The sequence below is a fragment of the Pseudoxanthomonas suwonensis genome (genome assembly GCF_000972865.1).
Taxonomy (GTDB): Bacteria; Pseudomonadota; Gammaproteobacteria; order Xanthomonadales; family Xanthomonadaceae; genus Pseudoxanthomonas; species Pseudoxanthomonas suwonensis_B.
Map to the genome: position 1 here is coordinate 604,200 of NZ_CP011144.1, position 17,015 is coordinate 621,214.

Consider the following 17,015-nt stretch of genomic DNA (forward strand, 5'->3'; position numbering starts at 1 on the left):
GGCCTTCGCGGATGCGGATGGGCGGGAATGGTCGGGCATCGGGACGGGCAACGCCAGCCCGGCACCGCCGGTACGGTCACCACGGCGCCAGCGACCAGCCCTCGCCGCCAGCCTGCAGGCGCGTATCCAGGCGCAACCGGTCGAGGAAACCGTCGTCGTGCGATACCACCGCCAGCGCGCCGGGATAGGCGCACAGCATCCGCTCGAGCGCCTCCTTCGAGGCCAGGTCGAGATGGTTGTCCGGCTCGTCCAGCAGCAGCAGTTGCGGCGGCTCGGCGGCATGGAGCACGCATGCCAGCGCAGCCTTCAGCCGCTCGCCGCCGCTCAGGGCGGCGGCCGGGACCGCGATCCGCGATGCGTCCAGCCCCAACTGCGCCAGCCACATGCGCAGCGTGGCCTCGTCGATGCCCGGCGCGGCCAGGCGCAACGACGCCAGCACGGTGGCCTGCGCCGGCAGTATCGACAGGGTCTGGTCGAGCAACGCCACCGGCACGCGCACGCGGCGTTGGCCGCGCACCGGCGGCATCTGCCCGGCCAGTACCCGCAGCAGGGTCGACTTGCCGCTGCCGTTGTCGCCAACCACGCCGATCCGCTGCGTGCCGGACACGGCCAGCGACAGCCGGCCCGCAGCCCGCGGCGCGAACGGCAGCTCGACGTCCTCCAGTTCAGCCACGCGCCGTTGCGTCGCCGTCGCCGGCAGCGGCGCGAACATCGCCACCGGCGCCTCGTCGACGACGCGGGCGGCCGCCTCGCGCACCTGCCGCTCGGCCTGGTCGCCGGCCTGCTGCCGCAGCAGCGTGCGGCGGCCGGCCGACTGCTCGCTGCGTTGTTGCTGGCGGTCGAGCAGGATCGCGGCCTGGTTGGCGTCGCGGCGCTGGCGGCGGTCGCGCGACTGGCGGCGCTGCTCGCGCTCGTGCTGCAGCGCCAGTTCGCGGCGCAGGCGCGCCCGCTCGGCGCGGGCATGGGCCAGGTCGCGCTGCGCGGCGGCGCCCTCGCGCTCGCGCTGCTCCAGGAATTCCCCGTAGCCGCCGCCGTGGCTGCGCAGGCCGGCCGGCGTCAGTTCGACGATGCGCGCCATCGCCTGCAGCAGCGGGCGCTCGTGGCTGACCACCAGCAGCCCGCGCCGCCACTGCCGCAACTGCGCCAGCAGGCGCTGGCGCGCGCCACGGTCGAGGTGGTTGCCGGGTTCGTCGAGGATCAGGAAATCGGCCTGCGACAGCCAGGCGCCGGCCAGCGCCACGCGCATCGCTTCGCCGCCGCTGAGCCGCGTCGCCGGCGTATCCGGATCGATGCCGCGCAGGCCCTGTGCGTGCAGTGCCTCCTGCAGCTCGCCACGCAGGGTCCAGCGCTCGCCGACCCGTTCGAAATCGGCCGGATCGCAGCCGCCGGCCTCGATCCGCGCCAGCGCGGCGAGTACCTCACCGAGACCGGCCAGATCGGCGACGCTGTCGCCCGCGGCCGGCACGACCTGCTGCGGCAGGAAGTGCACGCGCCCGCTGCGCACGCAGCGCCCGGCCGTGGGCACGAGCCGTCCGGCCAGGATCCGCGCCAGCACGCTCTTGCCCACACCGTTGCGTCCGACCAGCGCGGTCGGCCGCGCATCGAAGCGTTCGTGGAGATCGGAAAACAGGGTCCGGCCGTCGGCCAGGACCTGGGTGACGCCTTCCAGCGCCAGGGAAGGATGCGGCATGTGCGCTCCGGTGTGATGCCAGGAAACTCCAGCCGGCCACGGGGGCGGCGGAGACTCGGGCCGTCGGCGACGGCGGCATCAGTGGCGCATCGTGCGCATCCTCCAGCAGGAACGATCGGGGCGGCCATGCTAACCCGCCACGCAGGCGCCAGGCTGAATCCGGTGCGACCGCCAGGCGGCGCTAGAGCGATTCGAGCAGCCCGGCGAAGGCGCGCGCGGTGGCGTCCACGTGCCCGGTCAGGCGGTGGCTGTCGTCGAGCAGCAGCAGCTGCGCCGAGCGCGTGCGCGCCCAGGCGATGACTTCCGCCGCCGGGATCAGTTCGTCGTGCCAGGCGTGCACGACCGACGTCGGCACCGGCGCCGCGTCCAGTACCGGCATCGGCCCCATCGTGGTCGGCGGCACCATCAGGAACAGCGCGCGGGTCGGCACCTGCAGCGACGCGATCGCGGAGATGTAGGCGCCCAGGCTGGAGCCGGCCAGCACCACCGGGCCGCCGCGCGTGGCCGCGTCCCCGGCGATGCCCAGCAGACGCTGCAGGCGCGCCGGCACATCGCCCACGGAACTGATCTCGCGGCGCGCGTCCAGGTCGGTGTAGTCCGGACGTTCGGTGGTCCAGCCCAGCGCCTCGGCGGCCTGCGCCAGCGCGGTGACCTTGGTCGCGTCCGGACCGCTCTCGAAGCCGTGCGACAGGATGCAGTGGCCGCGGCTCACAGCGCCTCCACCGCATCGCCGACGCGCACCGTCCCGCCCTCGACGATGCGCGCGCACAGGCCGCCGTGGCCGCGCATCGCGTTGAAGCCGCCAGGACCGAGCGCGTCCTCCATCCGCGAACACGGATCGCAGGATTCGGTGCCTTCCAGGACCATGTCACCGACGCGGAAACGGCGGCCCTTCAGCGCGACCAGCGGGATACCGGACACCACCAGGTTGCGGCGCAGCGTGGCCGGCGCGACCTGCGCGTGGCCGGCCAGGGCGGCGATCACCGGCAGGTGCTCGGCCTGGATCAGGGTCACCCCGCGCTTGCCGCTGCCGCCCTGGTAGCGGTCGCCGGCCAGGCCTGCGCCGGTGGCGGCCTCGGCGCGATCGACCTCGACCATGGCCACGTCGCGCGCCGGGCGCAGCCCGATCCACTCGACCCGGCCGCCGCGCGGCAGGGTCGCCATCAGTTTTCCGAGCGGGCTTTGCGGGTCCGGTTGCATGCGCGAATGCTAGCATCCCGACCCATGCCGACCCCGTCCTCGCCCGCCATCGTCGACGCGCCGTTGCCCTACGTGGACCAGCTCGAACGACGGCCGCTGGCACAGGTGGACCTGGTCGTCGTGCACTGCACTGAACTGCCCGACCTGGCCACCGCGCGCGCCTACGGCGAGCGCGTGCTCTACGCCAGCGGCACCGGCAACAGCGGCCACTACTACGTCGACCGCGACGGCACGGTGCTGCGCTACGTGCCCGACGACCGCACCGCGCACCACGTGCGCGGCTGCAACACGCGCGCCATCGGCATCGAACTGGTGAACAGCGGGCGCTTCCCGCACTGGCTGGATTCGCGCCACCAGGCGATGGACGAGGCCTATCCCGACGCGCAGATCGACGCGCTGGTCGCGCTACTGCGGCACCTGGCCGTCCGGCTGCCCGCGCTGCGCCACATCGCCGGCCACGAGGACCTGGATCGCGAGCAGGTGCCGGCCAGCGACGATCCGTCCGTGCGGGTCCAACGCAAGCTGGACCCGGGCCCGCTGTTCCCGTGGCCGCGCGTGCTGGCCCAGGTCCCCCTGCAGCGCCTGCCCTTGTAGGAGCCGGGTTCAGCCGGCGACACGACGACCGGGGCACAGGCGACGCCCTCGTGTTTCCGACGCCCGTGTCGCCGACTGAAGTCAGCTCCTACAAGATGGCGGCCGCGCCCCTGCCGTTGTAGGAGCCGGGTTCAGCCGGCGACACGACGACCTGGCACGGGCGACTCCCTCGTAGTTCCGACGCCCGTGTCGCCGACTGAAGTCAGCTCCTACAAGATGGCGGCCGCGCCCTGCCGTTGTAGGAGCCGGGTTCAGCCGGCGACACGACGAGCTGGCACAGGCGACTCCCTCGTAGTTCCGACGCCCGTGTCGCCGACTGAAGTCGGCTCCTACAAGATGGCGGCCGCGCCCCTGCCGTTGCAGGAGCCGGGTTCAGCCGGCGACACGACGACCTGGCACAGGCGACTCCCTCGCAGTTCCGACGCCCGTGTCGCCGACTGAAGTCGGCTCCTACAGGAAGCCGCCGGCCACACAGGGCGCAGGCGGTCCCATCGGTGCACGCCGGACAGTTCCTCACCCCCGCGCCGGTATAATCGCCGCCTTTCCCGCACCGCATGGTTCCGCCCTTGTCCCCCGCCCTCGGCCCCGTGGCTTCCGAACTGATCGACCTGCTCGCCCTGGAGCGGCTGGAGGACAACCTGTTCCGCGGCCAGAGCCGTGACATCGGCACCAAGTACGTGTTCGGCGGGCAGGTGCTGGGGCAGGCGCTGGCCGCCGCCCAGGCCACCATCGACAACGGCCGCCACGCCCACTCGCTGCACGCCTACTTCCTGCGCGCCGGCGACATCGACCACCCGATCGTCTACGACGTCGACCGCACCCGCGACGGTGGCAGTTTCTCGGTGCGCCGGGTCACCGCGATCCAGCACGGCAAGGTGATCTTCTTCTGCGCCGCCTCGTTCCAGGACCACGAGCCCGGCGCCGAGCACCAGCTGACCATGCCCGAGGTGCCGCAGCCGGAGGACATCGCCCCGGCCGCGCCGGTGCCGCCGGAGGTGATGGCGACGCTGCCGACGAAGGTCCAGCGCTGGCTCTCGCGCGGCGGCCCGTTCGAATTCCGCCACGTGTATCCGCGCGACGAGCTCAACCCGCCCAAGCGCCCGCCCTACCAGCAGGTCTGGTTCCGCCTGCGCGAACCCGTCGGCGAGATCCCGGCCGAACTGCACCAGGCCCTGCTCGCCTACGCCTCCGACTTCCACCTGCTGGGCACGGCGACCTTCCCGCACGGGATCAGCTACTACCAGCCGAACGTGCAGATGGCCTCGCTCGACCACGCACTGTGGTTCCACCGCCCGTTCCGCGCCGACGAGTGGCTGCTGTACTCGCTCGACAGCCCCAGTAGCCAGGGCTCGCGCGGCCTGGCCCGCGGCCAGGTGTTCGACCGCGCCGGCCGGCTGGTGGCCAGTACCGCGCAGGAAGGCCTGATCCGGGTAGTGCCCGATCCGGGCAGCGCGCGGCTGGTCCCGGCGCAGGACTGACCATGCGCCAGGTATTCACCAGCCAGCGTCTGGAAACCGTCGAAGGCGTCGCCAAGCTGCTCGAGGACGCCGGCATCCCGGTGCACATCAGCCAGCCGCGCTCCTATCGCAGCAAGCGCCGTGGGCAGTTCAGCTACTCCGAACCGACCCCGGCCAACCAGCAGCCGGGGGTCTGGGTGCGCCACCCCGAAGACCAGCCGCGCGCGCGCGAACTGCTGCGCGAGGCCGGCCTGCTGGCGACCACGCGCTCGTACTCGGGCGCGTCGCAGACGGTCACCGAGCTCCCCCCCTCGCGTTTCGAGGAAGGCGGCGGCAGCCGCTGGGCCTGGCGCGTGCGCATCGGCCTGCTGCTGGTGATCGCGGCGGTGGTGGTGTTCATCTGGATGGGCCGGCAGCCGAAGCCGGCCGCGGTGCCGGTCACGCCTGCGACCGAGCAGGCGCCGACGCAGGAGAAAGTCGGCGACGACGAAGAAGAGATCCGCGTGCGCATCTCCCCGCCGCCGCCGCCGCCGGCCGACCAGGCGCCGTAGCTGGGGCCGCTGGGACATCCACTCCCCAACTTCGCAGGGGTGCCGCAGCCAAACCCGGCTTCTGCAACCACCGCGGCGCCGCGCTTTTCCATGTAGGAGCGGGCATGACCGCGACGCGACGACGGTGGCACAGGCGACGCCCTCGTGGTTCCGACGCCCGTGTCGCGGTCATGCCCGCTCCTACAAACATCGGGTCGTTCGCAGGGCGTGGCGTTTCCCATCTGCTTTCAGCACTTCGCTTCACTGCGCGGGAGCCGGGCAAGCCCGACTCCCGCCAGCACGTTGCCGGTCACTTCGCCGCGGCGTCCGCCGCCGGGCCACGGCCCCAGCCCCCGTGCTTGCGGCCCTCGGCCGCGCGCTTGGCATGCGCGGCGTCGTACTCGGCCTTGCTCAGGTTGCCGTCGTTGTTGCTGTCGGCCGCCTTGAACCACGCGTCCCGGCGCTGCTTCGCCGCCTGCTCGCGGTCGGCGCGGTCGACGTAGCCGTCCTGGTTCACATCGAGCTTCGCGAAGCGCTCGGCGAACTTCGGATCGGCGGCGGCTTCGGCCTGGCTGATGCGGCCGTCGTTGTCCTTGTCGAGCGCGGCGAACGGATGGCCGCCGCGATGCTTGCCCTTGCCGCCGTGCGCGCGGCGCGGCATCTCGCTGCGGTCGAGCTTGCCGTCCTGGTTCTTGTCGAGGGTGTCGAACTGCGCGGCCAGGCGCGGATGCGCGGCCGCTTCGCTGCGGTCGATCACGCCGTCCCGGTTGGCATCCAGCGGCGCGCGCGCGGCGCTCGGGCCAGCCGCAGGCGCGGCAGCCGTGGCCGGGGCGTCCGACTGCGCCAGGGCGGCCCCGGCGGTGACGGCCAGCAACGCGGCGGCGATCAGGAATGGGGTCTTTTTCACGGGCATCTCCAGAAGTCGTGGACTCGATTGGCCACGCAGGGAAAAACGCCGGGCGCCGCCGGCGGTTGACCGGGCCGCGGCACCGTTCAGCTGGCGGCCGGGTCGCGGCACTCGCATCTCCGTCCTCACGTCGCACCCCATGGGAGCGGGCAGCGGTATGCTGCGGCCATCCGTCGACGGCACCACCATGGGCAACGACTCCTCCCCGACCGACGACCTGCGCCTGTTCCAGACCGGCGGCCACGCCTGCGGCTACTGGCCCGAGCGCAGCGCGCGCGACCTGGTGCTGGATCCGCGCGACCCGCGCCTGCCCGAGGTCTATCCGCAGGCGCTGGACTGGGGTTTCCGCCGCTCCGGCGACCTGGTCTACCGCCCGCACTGCGCGCAGTGCCGCGCCTGCGTGGCGGTGCGCATCCCGGTGGCCGCGTTCGCGCCCGACCGCAGCCAGCGCCGCTGCCTGGCGGGCAATGCCGACATCGAGACCCGGATCGCCCCGGCACGGCGCACCGCCGAGCATTTCGAGCTGTACCGGCGCTACCTCGGCGCGCGCCACCGCGACGGCGGGATGGACGGCCACGGCGTGGCCGAGTTCGACCAGTTCCTGGTCGGCAGCTGGTCGGACACGCGCTTCGTGGAGATGCGCGAACCAGCCGCGCATGGCCCGGGCAGGCTGCTGGCGGTCGCCGTCACCGACCGGGTCGGCAACGGCCTGTCGGCGGTCTACACCTTCTACGAGCCGGAGCTGCCGCAGCGCGGGCTGGGCACGCTGGCGATCCTGCAGCAGCTCGAATGGGCCCGCCGCGAACACCTGGACCACCTGTACCTGGGCTACTGGATCGACGGCCACGCCAAGATGGACTACAAGCGCCGCTTCCGGCCGCTGGAAGCGTTCGACGGCCGGCGCTGGCGGCGCTTCGCCGCCTGAGCATGCGGCAGCGACGAAGGAAGGACGCAGCGGCGTCATCGGCGCATGCCAGAATCGGCGCATGCCTACGTTCACCCGCCTCCTGCCTTCGGCCCTGCTCCTGACCATGCTCTGCGCCTGCGCCAGTTCCCCGGCCGCGGACGACGCGGCAGCGGATACCCCGCCTGCGACCACCCTGCGCGTGGCCACCTACAACGTCTCGCTCTACGACGAGCAGGCCGGCGGCCTGGTGCGGCGGCTGCAGGCCGGCGACGACGGCGCGCGCAAGGTCGCCGCGGTGCTGCAGCAGGTGCGCCCGGACCTGGTGCTGCTCAACGAATTCGACTACGACGCGGCCGGCATGGCGGCCGACCTGTTCCAGCGTGACTACCTCGAACGGCCGCAGCCCGGCGGCGGCGAGGCACTGCACTACCCGTACCGCTACTTCGCCGAGGTCAACACCGGCGTGCCCAGCGGCCTGGACCTGGACCGCAACGGCACGGTGGGCGGCGTAGGCCGCGACCGCGGCAACGACGCCTGGGGCTACGGCCTGCACCCGGGCCAGTACGGGATGCTGGTGCTGTCGAAGCATCCGATCGACGAAGAGCAGGTGCGCAGCTTCCGCCTGCTGCGCTGGTCGGCGATGCCGGATGCGCGGCGGCCGCTCGATCCGGCCACCGGCAAGCCGTGGCACGACGACGCGGTGTGGCAGCAGCTGCGGCTGTCGTCCAAGTCGCACTGGGACGTGCCGGTGCGCACGCCCGGCGGCACCGTGCACTTCCTGGTCTCGCACCCGACCCCGCCGGTGTTCGACGGCCCGGAGGACCGCAACGGCGCGCGCAACGCCGACGAGATCCGGTTGTGGCAGGAGTACATCTCGTCCGCAGCCGGCGACTGGCTGTGCGACGACGACGGGCGTTGCGGCGGCCTGGATGCCGATGCGCGCTTCGTGATCGCCGGCGACCTCAACAACGACCCGGTCGACGGCGACGGGCGCCACGAGGCGATCCTCGAACTGCTGGAGCACCCGCGCGTGCTGCGCATGGCCACGCCGGCGTCGGAGGGCGGTGCGGAAACCGCGCGCGCGTATGCGGCCCAGGGCCTGGTGCGGCGCGGTGCGCCCGGGCACGTCACCGGCGATTTCGGTCCGCGCACCGGGGCGATGCGGCTGGACTACGTGCTGCCGTCGACCGGCTTCGGGCTACGCGGCAGCGGCGTGTTCTGGCCGCCGTCCGCCGACCCGGCCGCCGCCATCGCCGACGGCAGCGACCACCACCTGGTCTGGGTCGACCTGGCGCCGTAGCGGCGCCGCTCCTCGCTTCTTGTAGGAGCCGGATTCATCCGGCGACCCGACGTCGTCGGCACAGGCGACGCCCTCGTATTCCCGACGCCCGTGTCGCCGACTGAAGTCGGCTCCTACAGGGAAAGCAGCCGGCGGGTCAGTCGATCCGTACGTCGATTCCGATCGCCGCGGCCGCCTCGCGGGCGATGGCGCGGGCCGCGTCGATGCCGTCGGCGCGCGCCAGGGTCACGCCGACCCGGCGGTGGCCTTCCACCTTGGGCTTGCCGAACAGGCGCAGCGCGGTGTCCGGCGCCTGCAGCGCCGCATCCACGTTCGAGAACACCGGCACGCCATGGCCCTGCGCCAGCAGCGCGCACGAGGCCGACGGGCCGTTCTGGCGGATCGCAGGGATCGGCAGGCCGAGGATCGCGCGCGCATGCAACGCGAACTCGCTCAGTTCCTGCGAGATCAGCGTCACCAGGCCGGTATCGTGCGGCCGCGGCGACACCTCCGAGAACCACACCTGGTCGCCCTTCACGAACAGCTCCACCCCGAACAGCCCCCAGCCGCCGAGGTCGTCGGTGATCGCGCGGGCGATCGCCTGCGACCGCTCCAGCGCCAGCGGCGACATCGGCTGCGGCTGCCAGCTCTCGCGGTAGTCGCCGTCGCGCTGCAGGTGGCCAATCGGCTCGCAGAACGAAGTGCCGCCGGCGTGGCGCACGGTCAGCAGGGTGATCTCGTAGTCGAAGTCGACGAAGCCCTCGACGATGCAGCGGCCGGCGCCGGCGCGGCCGCCGGTCTGCGCGTACTCCCAGGCCGCGTCGATCTCCTCGGGCGCGCGCACCGTGCTCTGGCCCTTGCCCGAGGACGACATCACCGGCTTGACCACGCACGGCAGGCCGACCGCGGCGATCGCGGCGCGGTATTCCTCGAGGGTGTCGACGAAGTGGTACGGCGAGGTCGGCAGGCCCAGGGTCTCGGCGGCCAGGCGGCGGATGCCCTCGCGGTCCATGGTCAGGCGCGCGGCGCGCGCGGTCGGGATCACCTTCTGCCCGTGCTCCTGCTCCAGCTGGATCAGGGTCTCGGTGTGGATCGCCTCGATTTCCGGGACGATCAGGTCGGGCTGCTCCAGCGCGACCAGCTCGCGCAGGGCGAAGGTGTCGAGCATGTCCAGCACGTGGCTGCGGTGGGCGACCTGCATCGCCGGGGCGTCGGCGTAGCGGTCGGCGGCGACCACTTCCACGCCCAGCCGCTGCAGTTCGATGGCGACCTCCTTGCCCAGTTCGCCCGAGCCCAGCAGCAGGACGCGGGTGGCGTGGGGGGACAGCGGGGTTCCGATACGGACCATGGTCGGCAAAGAGGCTGGTGGAAGGCCGCACAGTTTAACGGCCCCCACTTTCCGGCCCGATGACGGCGCCGCAGCCGGGGCCGTTGACAATTGATATCATTTTGATATCTTTCATTCGCGACCCAGGAGACCTCGCCATGAAAGAGCTTCCGATCCGTTCCCTGCCCGGCATCCCCGTCCTCATCGCGGCCATCCTCGCGGGAATCGCCGCGGTCTGGCTGTTCATGCGCGGCGTCGGTATCGCCGGCCCGCCGGGCGGCGGCCTTTACGTCGCCGCCGCGGCCGTGCTGACCCTGGTCGTCGTGCTGACGCTCGTCGGCCTGTACTCGATCCAGCCCAACCAGGCCGCGGTGCTGAGCCTGTTCGGCAAGTACGTGGGCACGGTCAAGGAGGCCGGCCTGCGCTGGAACAACCCCTTCTACTCCAAGCGCAAGGTCAGCCAGCGCGTGCGCAACTTCGAGAGCGGCAAGCTCAAGGTCAACGAGCTGGACGGCAGCCCGATCGAGATCGCCGCGGTGATCGTGTGGCAGGTCGTCGACGCCTCCGAGGCGGTGTTCAACGTCGACGATTACGAGAGCTTCGTCCACATCCAGTCCGAGGCGGCGCTGCGGGCGATGGCCTCCAGCTACCCCTACGACCAGCACGACGAGGGCCAGACCGCGCTGCGCAGCCACCCGCAGGAGATCTCCGAGCATCTGCAGGCGCAGATCGCCGAGCGCCTGGGCACCGCCGGCGTTGAAGTGATCGAGGCGCGGATCAGCCACCTGGCCTACGCGCCGGAGATCGCCCAGGTGATGCTGCAGCGGCAGCAGGCCAACGCGGTGATCGCCGCGCGGACCCGGATCGTCGCCGGCGCGGTGGGCATGGTCGAGATGGCCCTGGCCGAACTGCAGAAGAACGGCGTCGTGCAGCTGGACGAGGAGCGCAAGGCGCAGATGGTCGGCAACCTGCTGGTCGTGCTGTGCGGCGAGCGCGGCATGCAGCCGGTCCTCAACGCCGGGTCGATCTACTGATGGAGGCGCTGGCGCCGCTGCTGGTCGCCGTGTCCGGGTTGCCGGCGCTGGGCATCGCCGCCTGGTACACGAGCGATGCCGCCGGTCCCCACGCCCGCGGCATCGCCCTGCGCTGGGCGCTGATCGCGCTGGCGATATTCCTCGGCGCCGGCGCCCTGTACTGGGCCGGCGGCGAGCGGACGCGGACCACCGCGGTGGTGGTGGCGATGCTGGTGGCGGTCAACGCGCTGGCGGTGTCGCTGGTCCTGCACCTGCGCCGCGGCGACCGGGACGCGGGACGATGAGCGAGAAGAAGGCCTATCCGCTGCGGATCAACGCCGACGTGCTGGCGGCGGCGCAGCGCTGGGCCGACGACGAGCTGCGCAGCCTCAACGCGCAGATCGAATACGTGCTGCGCGACGCGCTGCGCAAGGCGGGCCGGCTGCCGAAGCCGGGCGACAACCGGGAGAAGGAATCATGAGCACGCGCTGGCAATACCAGGTGGTCGAGATCAAGCCGACGATGCTGGGCGGCTTCAAGCCCGAGGCGGTACAGGAAGCGCTTGCCCAGCAGGGGCGGCAGGGCTGGGAACTGGTGGGGGTCGTGTCGCCCGGCACGATGATGGCGCTGCTGGCGGTGTTCAAGCGCGAAGGCTGAGGAGACGCCATGTTGCACGTCGTGCATCTGATCGAACGCCGCCGCGGCCGGCGCGCGCCCTACGTGGCGCTGTTCCTGGTCCTGCTGGCGTCGCTGGCGCTGGCCGCCGGCGCGGCGCTGCTCGCGCGCTGAACCCGGCCCGCCCCATGGCCACCACGCACCCTGCCTCCGTCGCGCCCGCCTCCGCGCTGGAAGACCTGAAGATCGCCGCGACCTGGGCCGTGCTCGCCGGCCTGTCGGCGGCGGCACTCATTCCGTACGTCGCCCAGCTCATGCCCGAGGTCTTCGCCAAGGTGCCGCTGCCGCTGGGCGTGATCGCCGCCGCGCAGGGCGCGCAGGCCATGGCCGTCGCCGGCGTACTGGCCTGGCTCGGCCTGCGCATGGGGCACCGGGTCGGCCTCGGCAGCCCGGTGATGCACGCCTGGCTGGTGCGGCGGCAACGCCCGGACTGGGCGCGCCTGCAGCCGGCGCGCGCGGCGCTGCTGGGCATCGCCGCCGCCCTGGCCATCCTCGCCCTCGCCCCGCTGATCGACCGGGCGATGCCGCCGATGCTGCAGCCGCCGGCGACGGCCAGCGCCGGCGCGACCGCGCTCAACGGCTTCCTGGCCTCGTTCTACGGAGGCATCGTCGAGGAACTGATCCTGCGGCTGTTCCTGATGACGCTGCTGTTGTGGATCGTGGCACGGCTGTGCGGCCGCACGCCGCCGGCCTGGGCCTACTGGGCCGCGATCGTCGCCGCGGCGCTGCTGTTCGGTGCCGGGCACCTGCCGGCCGCGGCGCAGATCTGGGGACTGGAGCCGGTGGTGGTGCTGCGCACGTTGCTGCTCAACGGCATCGCCGGAGTGGCGTTCGGCTGGCTGTACTGGAAGCGCGGCATCGAGATGGCGATGCTGGCGCACTTCAGCGCCGACCTCGTGCTGCACGTCGCCGCTCCCCTGCTCGCTCCGGGATCCGCACCATGACCGACCACACCGATCCCCGCCTGCAACTGGCCCAACCGGGCGCGCGCAGCGGCTTCTGGCTGTTCGCGCTGACCTTCGTGCTTCCCGTGGCGATCACCGTGGTCGCCGTGGCGGTGTCGGCATCGAGGAGCGGCGGCGCCGGCCTGGCGGATTACCTGGCCCTGGGCGGGGTGATCCTGCTGTGCGGCGTGCTGTGGCAGGTGCTTTCGAGGTTCATGCGCCGGCAGGCGCTGTCGCTGTCGGCCGAGGCGCTGGAGGTGCGCTCCAGCTTCTACCGCAGCCGCACCTTGCTGTCGGAGCTGAAGCTGGACCAGGCCCGTGTGGTCGACCTGGACGAGCACATCGAACTGCGACCGATGCTCAAGACCAACGGCTTCGCCCTGCCCGGCTTCCACAGCGGCTGGTTCCTGCTGCGCAACCGCCGGCGCGCCTTCGTCGCCACCGCCGACGGCCGCCGCAAGCTGTGGCTGCCCGCCCACGGCAAGCACGACCTGCTGCTGGAGCCGAAGGACCCGGGCGCGCTGCTGGCCCGCCTGCGCGAACTGGCCACGCCCGCAGGCCGCGGCTGAGCGGCTAAGCTGCCGCGATGCGCACGCCCCCGGCTCCACTGCACGCCCGCCTGTTCAACACCGCCGACATCGAGTTGTGGCCGGCCGCGCTGCTGCGCGCGCGCGGCAACACCGACGCACGCGCGCTATCGCGCGCCCACACCGTGCTGCGGCGCAAGCGCGACGGCCGTTACCTGGCCGCGGCACTGCCCGAAGGACTGCTGCCATTGGTGCCGCGGCTGGCCCGCGAAGCCGGCATCGACGAGGCGCTCGACCTGCTCGACACCGGCGACGCACGCGGCCGCGCAGCGGTCCAGCCGCCGTATCCCCTGCCCTTGCACCGCCTGCAGGAACGGCTGCAGGCGCTCGGCATCGACGACGGCTACGCGCAGCGCGCCGGCCTGGGCCTGGTGCCCGAACCGGACTGGCTGCTGCTGGCCGGCTTCGACCGCTACCGGCGGCCGCTGTGGCTGCTGCCCGGCGCGGCGCGCGCATGGCAGGCGATGCGGCGGGCGGCGGCGGCCGACGGCGTCGTGCTCGAAGCCATCTCCGGCTACCGCAGCCACGACTACCAGCTCGGCATCTTCGAGCGGAAACGGGCGCGCGGGCAGGACCTGGCGCAGATCCTGGCGGTCAACGCCGCGCCCGGCTACAGCGAACACCACGGCGGCGACGCGCTGGACATCGGCACGCCCGGCGAGCCGCCGGCCGAGGAATCGTTCGAGGCCACGCCGGCCTTCGCCTGGCTGGCCGCGCACGCCGGCGACCACGGCTTCGCGATGAGCTACCCGCGCGGCAACCCGCACGGGATCGTGTACGAACCCTGGCACTGGCGCCACCACCCGTCTTTGTAGGAGCCGGGCTTGCCCACTACGCGACGCCATTGGCGCAGGCGACGCCCTCGTGGTTCCGACGCCCGTGTCGCCGACTGAAGTCAGCTCCTACAGAAGAGCGGGCGCACCACGGCTGTTGTAGGAGCCGGGTTCAGCCGGCGACACGACGCCGGCGACCCAGGCAGCGCCGCATCGTTCCGACGCAGGGGGGGCAACGGCGCTCTTGCCTTTCGCGGGAAGCAGGCACGCCGGCGAGGCCATGGGCACAGGCGACTCCCTCGCGGTTCCGACGCCCGTGTCGCCGACTGAAGTCAGCTCCTACAGAAGAGCGGGCGCACCACGGCTGTTGTAGGAGCCGGGTTCAGCCGGCGACACGACGCCGGCGGCCCAGGCAGCGCCGCATCGTTCCGACGCAGGGGGGGCAACGGCGCTCCTGCCTTTCGCGGGAAGCAGGCACGCCGGCGAGGCCATGGGCACGGGCGACTCCCTCGCGGTTCCGACGCCCGTGTCGCCGACTGAAGTCGGCTCCTACAGAAGAGCGGGCGCACCACGGCTGTTGTAGGAGCCGGGTTCAGCCGGCGACACGACGCCGGGGGCCCAGGCAGCGCCGCGTCGTTCCGACGCATGGGGGGGCAACGGCGCTCTTGCCTTTCGCGGGAAGCAGGCACGCCGGCAAGGCCATGGGCACAGGCGACTCCCCCGGGGTTCCGACACCCGTGTCGCCGACTGAAGTCGGCTCCTACAGGGAAGAGCGGAACGCCGTGGCGCAGTCGGGGATGCGCCGTCACTCCTGCGAACGCGGCGTCGGCGCCCTGGCCTCGCTGGCCAGGTCGGCGATGCGCCACAGGTACAGGCTGGCGTAGGTGCGGTACGGGCCCCAATTTTCGCCGCGCTCCAGCAGTTCCTTCGGCGTGGGCATCGCCTCCAGGCGGTCGACCTTCTGCGCGCCCTTGCGGATGCCCAGGTCGTCCACCGGCAGCACGTCGGGACGGCCGAGGCGGAACATCAGCATCATCTCCACCGTCCAGCGGCCGATGCCGCGCACCGGCACCAGCGCGGCCACGATCTCGTCCTGGTGCAGGGTCGACATCCGCCGCAGGTCGGGGATCTCGCCACGCGCCTCGCGCGCGGCCAGGTCGCGCAGGGCCAGGGTCTTGTTGCCGGACACGCCGCAGGCGCGCAGCGCCGCGTCGTCGATCCGGCCCAGGGTGTCGTGGTGCAGGCGGGTGCTGCCGATCGCCGCCTCCACCCGCCCGACGATGGTCGCGGCCGCCTTGCCCGACAGCTGCTGGAACAGGATTGCCCGGGCCAGCGCGTCGACCGGGTCGAACGGCTTGCGCCAGCGCGGCTCGGCCGGCAGCGGGCCGAGCCGCTTCATCCAGGCGCCGAGCTTGCGGTCGCGGCGCGCCAGGTGCGCATAGGCCGCCTCCACGTCGAACCCGCGGGCGTGGCGCGGCATCAGCGCCTCACCGCGTCGACCGCCAGCAGCAGCCAGCTGGCCATCAGCAGGGTGCCGCCGAACGGCGCCAGCCGCGTCGGCCAGCCGAACAGCGCGCCGCCGGCCAGACTGCCGGCGAACAGCAGCGTGCCCAACAGCAGCCCGGCCAACGCGAACCACTGCAGACGCCGGGCCACCGCCGGCGCCAGCACCGCCAGCACCGCGCCGTGGCCGAAGGCGTAGAGGCTGGCGGTCTGCAGGTTGCCGCGCGCATGGGCGTCGGCGATGCCGTGGGCCGCATACGCCGACAGCCCGATCGCCAGCGCCGCCAGCACCGCGCCGGCGGCCGCCAGCCAGGTTCCCGCCCGCCCGTGGGTTCCGAACGCCATTGCCGCTCCTCCGTCGCCGTGCCTGCCCGGACGCTGGCGCGAGCCTAAACGAAAAGCGCCGCTTGCGCGGCGCTTTCCATCGGGGACTTCGTATCCGTGCCGGCGCTGCCGGCGGCCGGTTACTTGATCGCCCAGTAGATGTCGTAGGTGCCCTCGGCGGTGAACGACTTGTCCACGCCGCCCTTCCAGACTTCGTACGGGCGCTCGGTCACCTCGTAGCCGTGGGTCGTCGCCCAGGCACGCAGCGAATTGCGTGCCGCGTCCAGCGCGGCCATGTAGCCGGTGAAGGCGGCGAAGGCGGCACGGCCGGGCTCGGTGCGCACGTACTGCACCGGCGCACCGCTGGGGATGATGACCTTCAGCGGCTCGCCCTCGGCGGCCAGCAGCACGGCGGGCTGCTCGACCGGCGCCTGCTCGCCTTCCGCCGCGTCGCCCTCGGCGGCGGCCGGGGCCGGCGCACGGGCGGTGCTCTTGCGGCGGACCGGCACGGCCACGTCGAACGCGTACTTCTCGGAGCCGAAGTCGGTGGTGATGATGCGCACCGGACCGGCAGCCTCCAGCTCGGGGTTGGCCTCCAGGGTGCGCTTGATCCACTCCTGGTTGTTCTTGATCGACTGCTTGATCGCCTCGTTGTTGCGGTCGATGTTGCCGGCATTGACCACCAGCAGGTCCATGGCCGGCACGTCGACGAGCTTGAGGCCGGTCAGCGGCACGTCCTGGGCGCGGTAGTCGAAGTTCGGCACCGAGGCGAGCATGTTGGCCATGCGGCCCAGGCCCATCTTGATGTCGTCGCCGACGTGGCGGTTGACGTACAGGCCGGCGTAGCGGCCGAACAGGTTCCAGCCGTAGTCGACGTCGTAGGTCTGGGTGATCTTGACGTTGCGGTTGTTCTTGCCGGTCGGCTCGAGCAGGAACTGCATGGTCTTGTCGTTGCCGCGCTGCGGGTCCTCGACCTTGATCACGACCTTCTGGTTCGGGACGCTGTCGACGATCTCCCAGCTGCCCTTGCCGATGCGGCCTTCCTGCGACTCGTAGTCCAGGCGCGCGCCGACGCCCGACTCGGGGCCGGTGACGTTGAGCTTGATTTGCGGATCCCGCAGCACCAGCGGATTCCAGTCCTTGAAGCGGCGCAGGTTGTTGACCGTGTCGTAGACGATGGTCATCCGGCGGTTGGTTTCCACGCTCTCGGAAATGTGGCGATGCGAAGGCAGGACAAGGCCGATCACCAGGGCCAGAACAGCCACGATGCCCAAGGCGATCAGGAACTCGATAATGCGGGTCATG

The 17,015-nt window shown here is 72.2% G+C and carries 20 protein-coding genes and 1 pseudogene; 13 read left to right on the top strand and 8 right to left on the bottom strand.

Annotated elements, in window-relative coordinates:
* Nucleotides 1-76 precede the first annotated feature (76 nt).
* From WQ53_RS02630 to WQ53_RS02640, 3 genes are all read right to left on the bottom strand, one after another.
* A complete protein-coding gene (locus WQ53_RS02630; protein ID WP_052630145.1) occupies nt 77-1,690 on the bottom strand; it encodes an ATP-binding cassette domain-containing protein in 1,614 nt (537 codons plus the stop codon).
* A 181-nt stretch (nt 1,691-1,871) separates the two neighbouring features.
* The gene (locus WQ53_RS02635) at nt 1,872-2,402 is read right to left on the bottom strand and encodes an alpha/beta hydrolase (RefSeq protein ID WP_052630148.1); all 531 of its coding nucleotides are present in this window, start codon (nt 2,400-2,402) and stop codon (nt 1,872-1,874) included.
* The gene (locus WQ53_RS02640; RefSeq protein ID WP_052630150.1) at nt 2,399-2,890 is read right to left on the bottom strand and encodes an MOSC domain-containing protein; all 492 of its coding nucleotides are present in this window, start codon (nt 2,888-2,890) and stop codon (nt 2,399-2,401) included. Before WQ53_RS02640 ends, WQ53_RS02635 begins: the two co-directional genes overlap by 4 nt.
* Nucleotides 2,891-2,914: 24 nt before the next feature.
* Between WQ53_RS02640 and WQ53_RS02645 the strand changes: the two genes are divergently transcribed.
* The 3 genes from WQ53_RS02645 to WQ53_RS02655 all read left to right on the top strand — a co-directional run bounded on the left by WQ53_RS02645 (nt 2,915) and on the right by WQ53_RS02655 (nt 5,492).
* Entirely contained in the window at nt 2,915-3,484 is a 570-nt protein-coding gene (locus WQ53_RS02645; protein ID WP_052630152.1) for an N-acetylmuramoyl-L-alanine amidase, read from the top strand.
* 554 nt (nt 3,485-4,038) lie between these two features.
* Complete coding sequence (gene tesB, locus WQ53_RS02650; protein WP_052630154.1) at nt 4,039-4,962, top strand: acyl-CoA thioesterase II; 924 nt, start codon at nt 4,039-4,041, stop codon at nt 4,960-4,962.
* Nucleotides 4,963-4,964: 2 nt separating this feature from the next.
* The gene (locus WQ53_RS02655; RefSeq protein ID WP_052630156.1) at nt 4,965-5,492 is read left to right on the top strand and encodes a hypothetical protein; all 528 of its coding nucleotides are present in this window, start codon (nt 4,965-4,967) and stop codon (nt 5,490-5,492) included.
* Nucleotides 5,493-5,781: 289 nt separating this feature from the next.
* Here the strand turns inward: WQ53_RS02655 and WQ53_RS02660 are convergent, their stop codons facing one another.
* The gene (locus tag WQ53_RS02660) at nt 5,782-6,378 is read right to left on the bottom strand and encodes an EF-hand domain-containing protein (RefSeq protein ID WP_052633881.1); all 597 of its coding nucleotides are present in this window, start codon (nt 6,376-6,378) and stop codon (nt 5,782-5,784) included.
* 157 nt (nt 6,379-6,535) lie between these two features.
* Here WQ53_RS02660 and WQ53_RS02665 point away from each other — a divergent pair, with 157 nt between their 5' ends.
* Together WQ53_RS02665 and WQ53_RS02670 are read left to right on the top strand one after the other, a co-directional pair.
* On the top strand, nt 6,536-7,303 hold the full coding sequence (locus tag WQ53_RS02665; protein ID WP_236685893.1) for an arginyltransferase: 768 nt from the start codon (nt 6,536-6,538) through the stop codon (nt 7,301-7,303).
* A gap of 61 nt (nt 7,304-7,364) precedes the next feature.
* Complete coding sequence (locus tag WQ53_RS02670) at nt 7,365-8,585, top strand: endonuclease/exonuclease/phosphatase family protein (RefSeq protein WP_082112814.1); 1,221 nt, start codon at nt 7,365-7,367, stop codon at nt 8,583-8,585.
* A gap of 136 nt (nt 8,586-8,721) precedes the next feature.
* Here the strand turns inward: WQ53_RS02670 and purT are convergent, their stop codons facing one another.
* Nucleotides 8,722-9,912 carry a formate-dependent phosphoribosylglycinamide formyltransferase gene (purT, locus tag WQ53_RS02675; RefSeq protein WP_052630158.1) on the bottom strand — a complete coding sequence of 397 codons (1,191 nt, stop codon included), beginning with the start codon at nt 9,910-9,912 and terminating at the stop codon, nt 8,722-8,724.
* Between the two features lie 266 nt (nt 9,913-10,178).
* On the opposite strand from purT, the pseudogene WQ53_RS02680 reads away from it, so the two are divergent.
* From WQ53_RS02680 to WQ53_RS02710, 8 genes and pseudogenes are all read left to right on the top strand, one after another.
* Nucleotides 10,179-10,925, top strand: a pseudogene (locus WQ53_RS02680) (SPFH domain-containing protein); the annotation flags it as partial.
* Entirely contained in the window at nt 10,925-11,209 is a 285-nt protein-coding gene (locus WQ53_RS02685) for a hypothetical protein (protein WP_052630161.1), read from the top strand. The pseudogene WQ53_RS02680 and the gene WQ53_RS02685, both read left to right, overlap by 1 nt.
* Entirely contained in the window at nt 11,206-11,385 is a 180-nt protein-coding gene (locus tag WQ53_RS02690) for a hypothetical protein (protein WP_052630163.1), read from the top strand. Before WQ53_RS02685 ends, WQ53_RS02690 begins: the two co-directional genes overlap by 4 nt.
* On the top strand, nt 11,382-11,561 hold the full coding sequence (locus WQ53_RS02695) for a DUF4177 domain-containing protein (protein WP_052630165.1): 180 nt from the start codon (nt 11,382-11,384) through the stop codon (nt 11,559-11,561). The genes WQ53_RS02690 and WQ53_RS02695 overlap by 4 nt, the downstream gene beginning before the upstream one ends.
* Before the next feature lie 9 nt (nt 11,562-11,570).
* On the top strand, nt 11,571-11,693 hold the full coding sequence (locus WQ53_RS17315; RefSeq protein WP_269078957.1) for a hypothetical protein: 123 nt from the start codon (nt 11,571-11,573) through the stop codon (nt 11,691-11,693).
* Between the two features lie 14 nt (nt 11,694-11,707).
* Nucleotides 11,708-12,523, top strand: coding sequence for a CPBP family glutamic-type intramembrane protease (locus WQ53_RS02700; protein WP_052630168.1), 816 nt, complete (start codon nt 11,708-11,710; stop codon nt 12,521-12,523).
* Nucleotides 12,520-13,092 (top strand): hypothetical protein, encoded by a 573-nt coding sequence (locus WQ53_RS02705; protein WP_052630170.1) that lies wholly within the window; start codon nt 12,520-12,522, stop codon nt 13,090-13,092. The genes WQ53_RS02700 and WQ53_RS02705 overlap by 4 nt, the downstream gene beginning before the upstream one ends.
* A gap of 17 nt (nt 13,093-13,109) precedes the next feature.
* A complete protein-coding gene (locus tag WQ53_RS02710) occupies nt 13,110-13,925 on the top strand; it encodes a M15 family metallopeptidase (RefSeq protein WP_052630172.1) in 816 nt (271 codons plus the stop codon).
* 763 nt (nt 13,926-14,688) lie between these two features.
* Here WQ53_RS02710 and WQ53_RS02715 read toward each other — a convergent pair.
* From WQ53_RS02715 to WQ53_RS02725, 3 genes are all read right to left on the bottom strand, one after another.
* A complete protein-coding gene (locus WQ53_RS02715) occupies nt 14,689-15,363 on the bottom strand; it encodes a DNA-3-methyladenine glycosylase family protein (protein ID WP_052630174.1) in 675 nt (224 codons plus the stop codon).
* Nucleotides 15,363-15,731 carry a DUF423 domain-containing protein gene (locus WQ53_RS02720; protein WP_052630176.1) on the bottom strand — a complete coding sequence of 123 codons (369 nt, stop codon included), beginning with the start codon at nt 15,729-15,731 and terminating at the stop codon, nt 15,363-15,365. The genes WQ53_RS02715 and WQ53_RS02720 overlap by 1 nt, the downstream gene beginning before the upstream one ends.
* 119 nt (nt 15,732-15,850) lie before the next feature.
* On the bottom strand, nt 15,851-17,014 hold the full coding sequence (locus tag WQ53_RS02725; protein WP_052630178.1) for an SRPBCC family protein: 1,164 nt from the start codon (nt 17,012-17,014) through the stop codon (nt 15,851-15,853).
* Nucleotide 17,015: the final 1 nt, after the last annotated feature.

Excerpts from the sequence above, each read along its gene's own strand:
- WQ53_RS02630 (WP_052630145.1), bottom strand. The coding sequence starts at position 1,690 with ATGCCGCATCCTTCCCTGGCGCTGGAAGGCGTCACCCAGGTCCTGGCC.
- WQ53_RS02640 (WP_052630150.1), bottom strand. The coding sequence starts at position 2,890 with ATGCAACCGGACCCGCAAAGCCCGCTCGGAAAACTGATGGCGACCCTG.
- WQ53_RS02645 (WP_052630152.1), top strand. The coding sequence starts at position 2,915 with ATGCCGACCCCGTCCTCGCCCGCCATCGTCGACGCGCCGTTGCCCTAC.
- tesB (WP_052630154.1), top strand. The coding sequence starts at position 4,039 with ATGGTTCCGCCCTTGTCCCCCGCCCTCGGCCCCGTGGCTTCCGAACTG.
- WQ53_RS02655 (WP_052630156.1), top strand. The coding sequence starts at position 4,965 with ATGCGCCAGGTATTCACCAGCCAGCGTCTGGAAACCGTCGAAGGCGTC.
- WQ53_RS02665 (WP_236685893.1), top strand. The coding sequence starts at position 6,536 with ATGCTGCGGCCATCCGTCGACGGCACCACCATGGGCAACGACTCCTCC.
- WQ53_RS02670 (WP_082112814.1), top strand. The coding sequence starts at position 7,365 with ATGCCTACGTTCACCCGCCTCCTGCCTTCGGCCCTGCTCCTGACCATG.
- purT (WP_052630158.1), bottom strand. The coding sequence starts at position 9,912 with ATGGTCCGTATCGGAACCCCGCTGTCCCCCCACGCCACCCGCGTCCTG.
- WQ53_RS02685 (WP_052630161.1), top strand. The coding sequence starts at position 10,925 with ATGGAGGCGCTGGCGCCGCTGCTGGTCGCCGTGTCCGGGTTGCCGGCG.
- WQ53_RS02690 (WP_052630163.1), top strand. The coding sequence starts at position 11,206 with ATGAGCGAGAAGAAGGCCTATCCGCTGCGGATCAACGCCGACGTGCTG.
- WQ53_RS02695 (WP_052630165.1), top strand. The coding sequence starts at position 11,382 with ATGAGCACGCGCTGGCAATACCAGGTGGTCGAGATCAAGCCGACGATG.
- WQ53_RS17315 (WP_269078957.1), top strand. The coding sequence starts at position 11,571 with ATGTTGCACGTCGTGCATCTGATCGAACGCCGCCGCGGCCGGCGCGCG.
- WQ53_RS02700 (WP_052630168.1), top strand. The coding sequence starts at position 11,708 with ATGGCCACCACGCACCCTGCCTCCGTCGCGCCCGCCTCCGCGCTGGAA.
- WQ53_RS02705 (WP_052630170.1), top strand. The coding sequence starts at position 12,520 with ATGACCGACCACACCGATCCCCGCCTGCAACTGGCCCAACCGGGCGCG.
- WQ53_RS02710 (WP_052630172.1), top strand. The coding sequence starts at position 13,110 with ATGCGCACGCCCCCGGCTCCACTGCACGCCCGCCTGTTCAACACCGCC.
- WQ53_RS02715 (WP_052630174.1), bottom strand. The coding sequence starts at position 15,363 with ATGCCGCGCCACGCCCGCGGGTTCGACGTGGAGGCGGCCTATGCGCAC.
- WQ53_RS02720 (WP_052630176.1), bottom strand. The coding sequence starts at position 15,731 with ATGGCGTTCGGAACCCACGGGCGGGCGGGAACCTGGCTGGCGGCCGCC.
- WQ53_RS02725 (WP_052630178.1), bottom strand. The coding sequence starts at position 17,014 with ATGACCCGCATTATCGAGTTCCTGATCGCCTTGGGCATCGTGGCTGTT.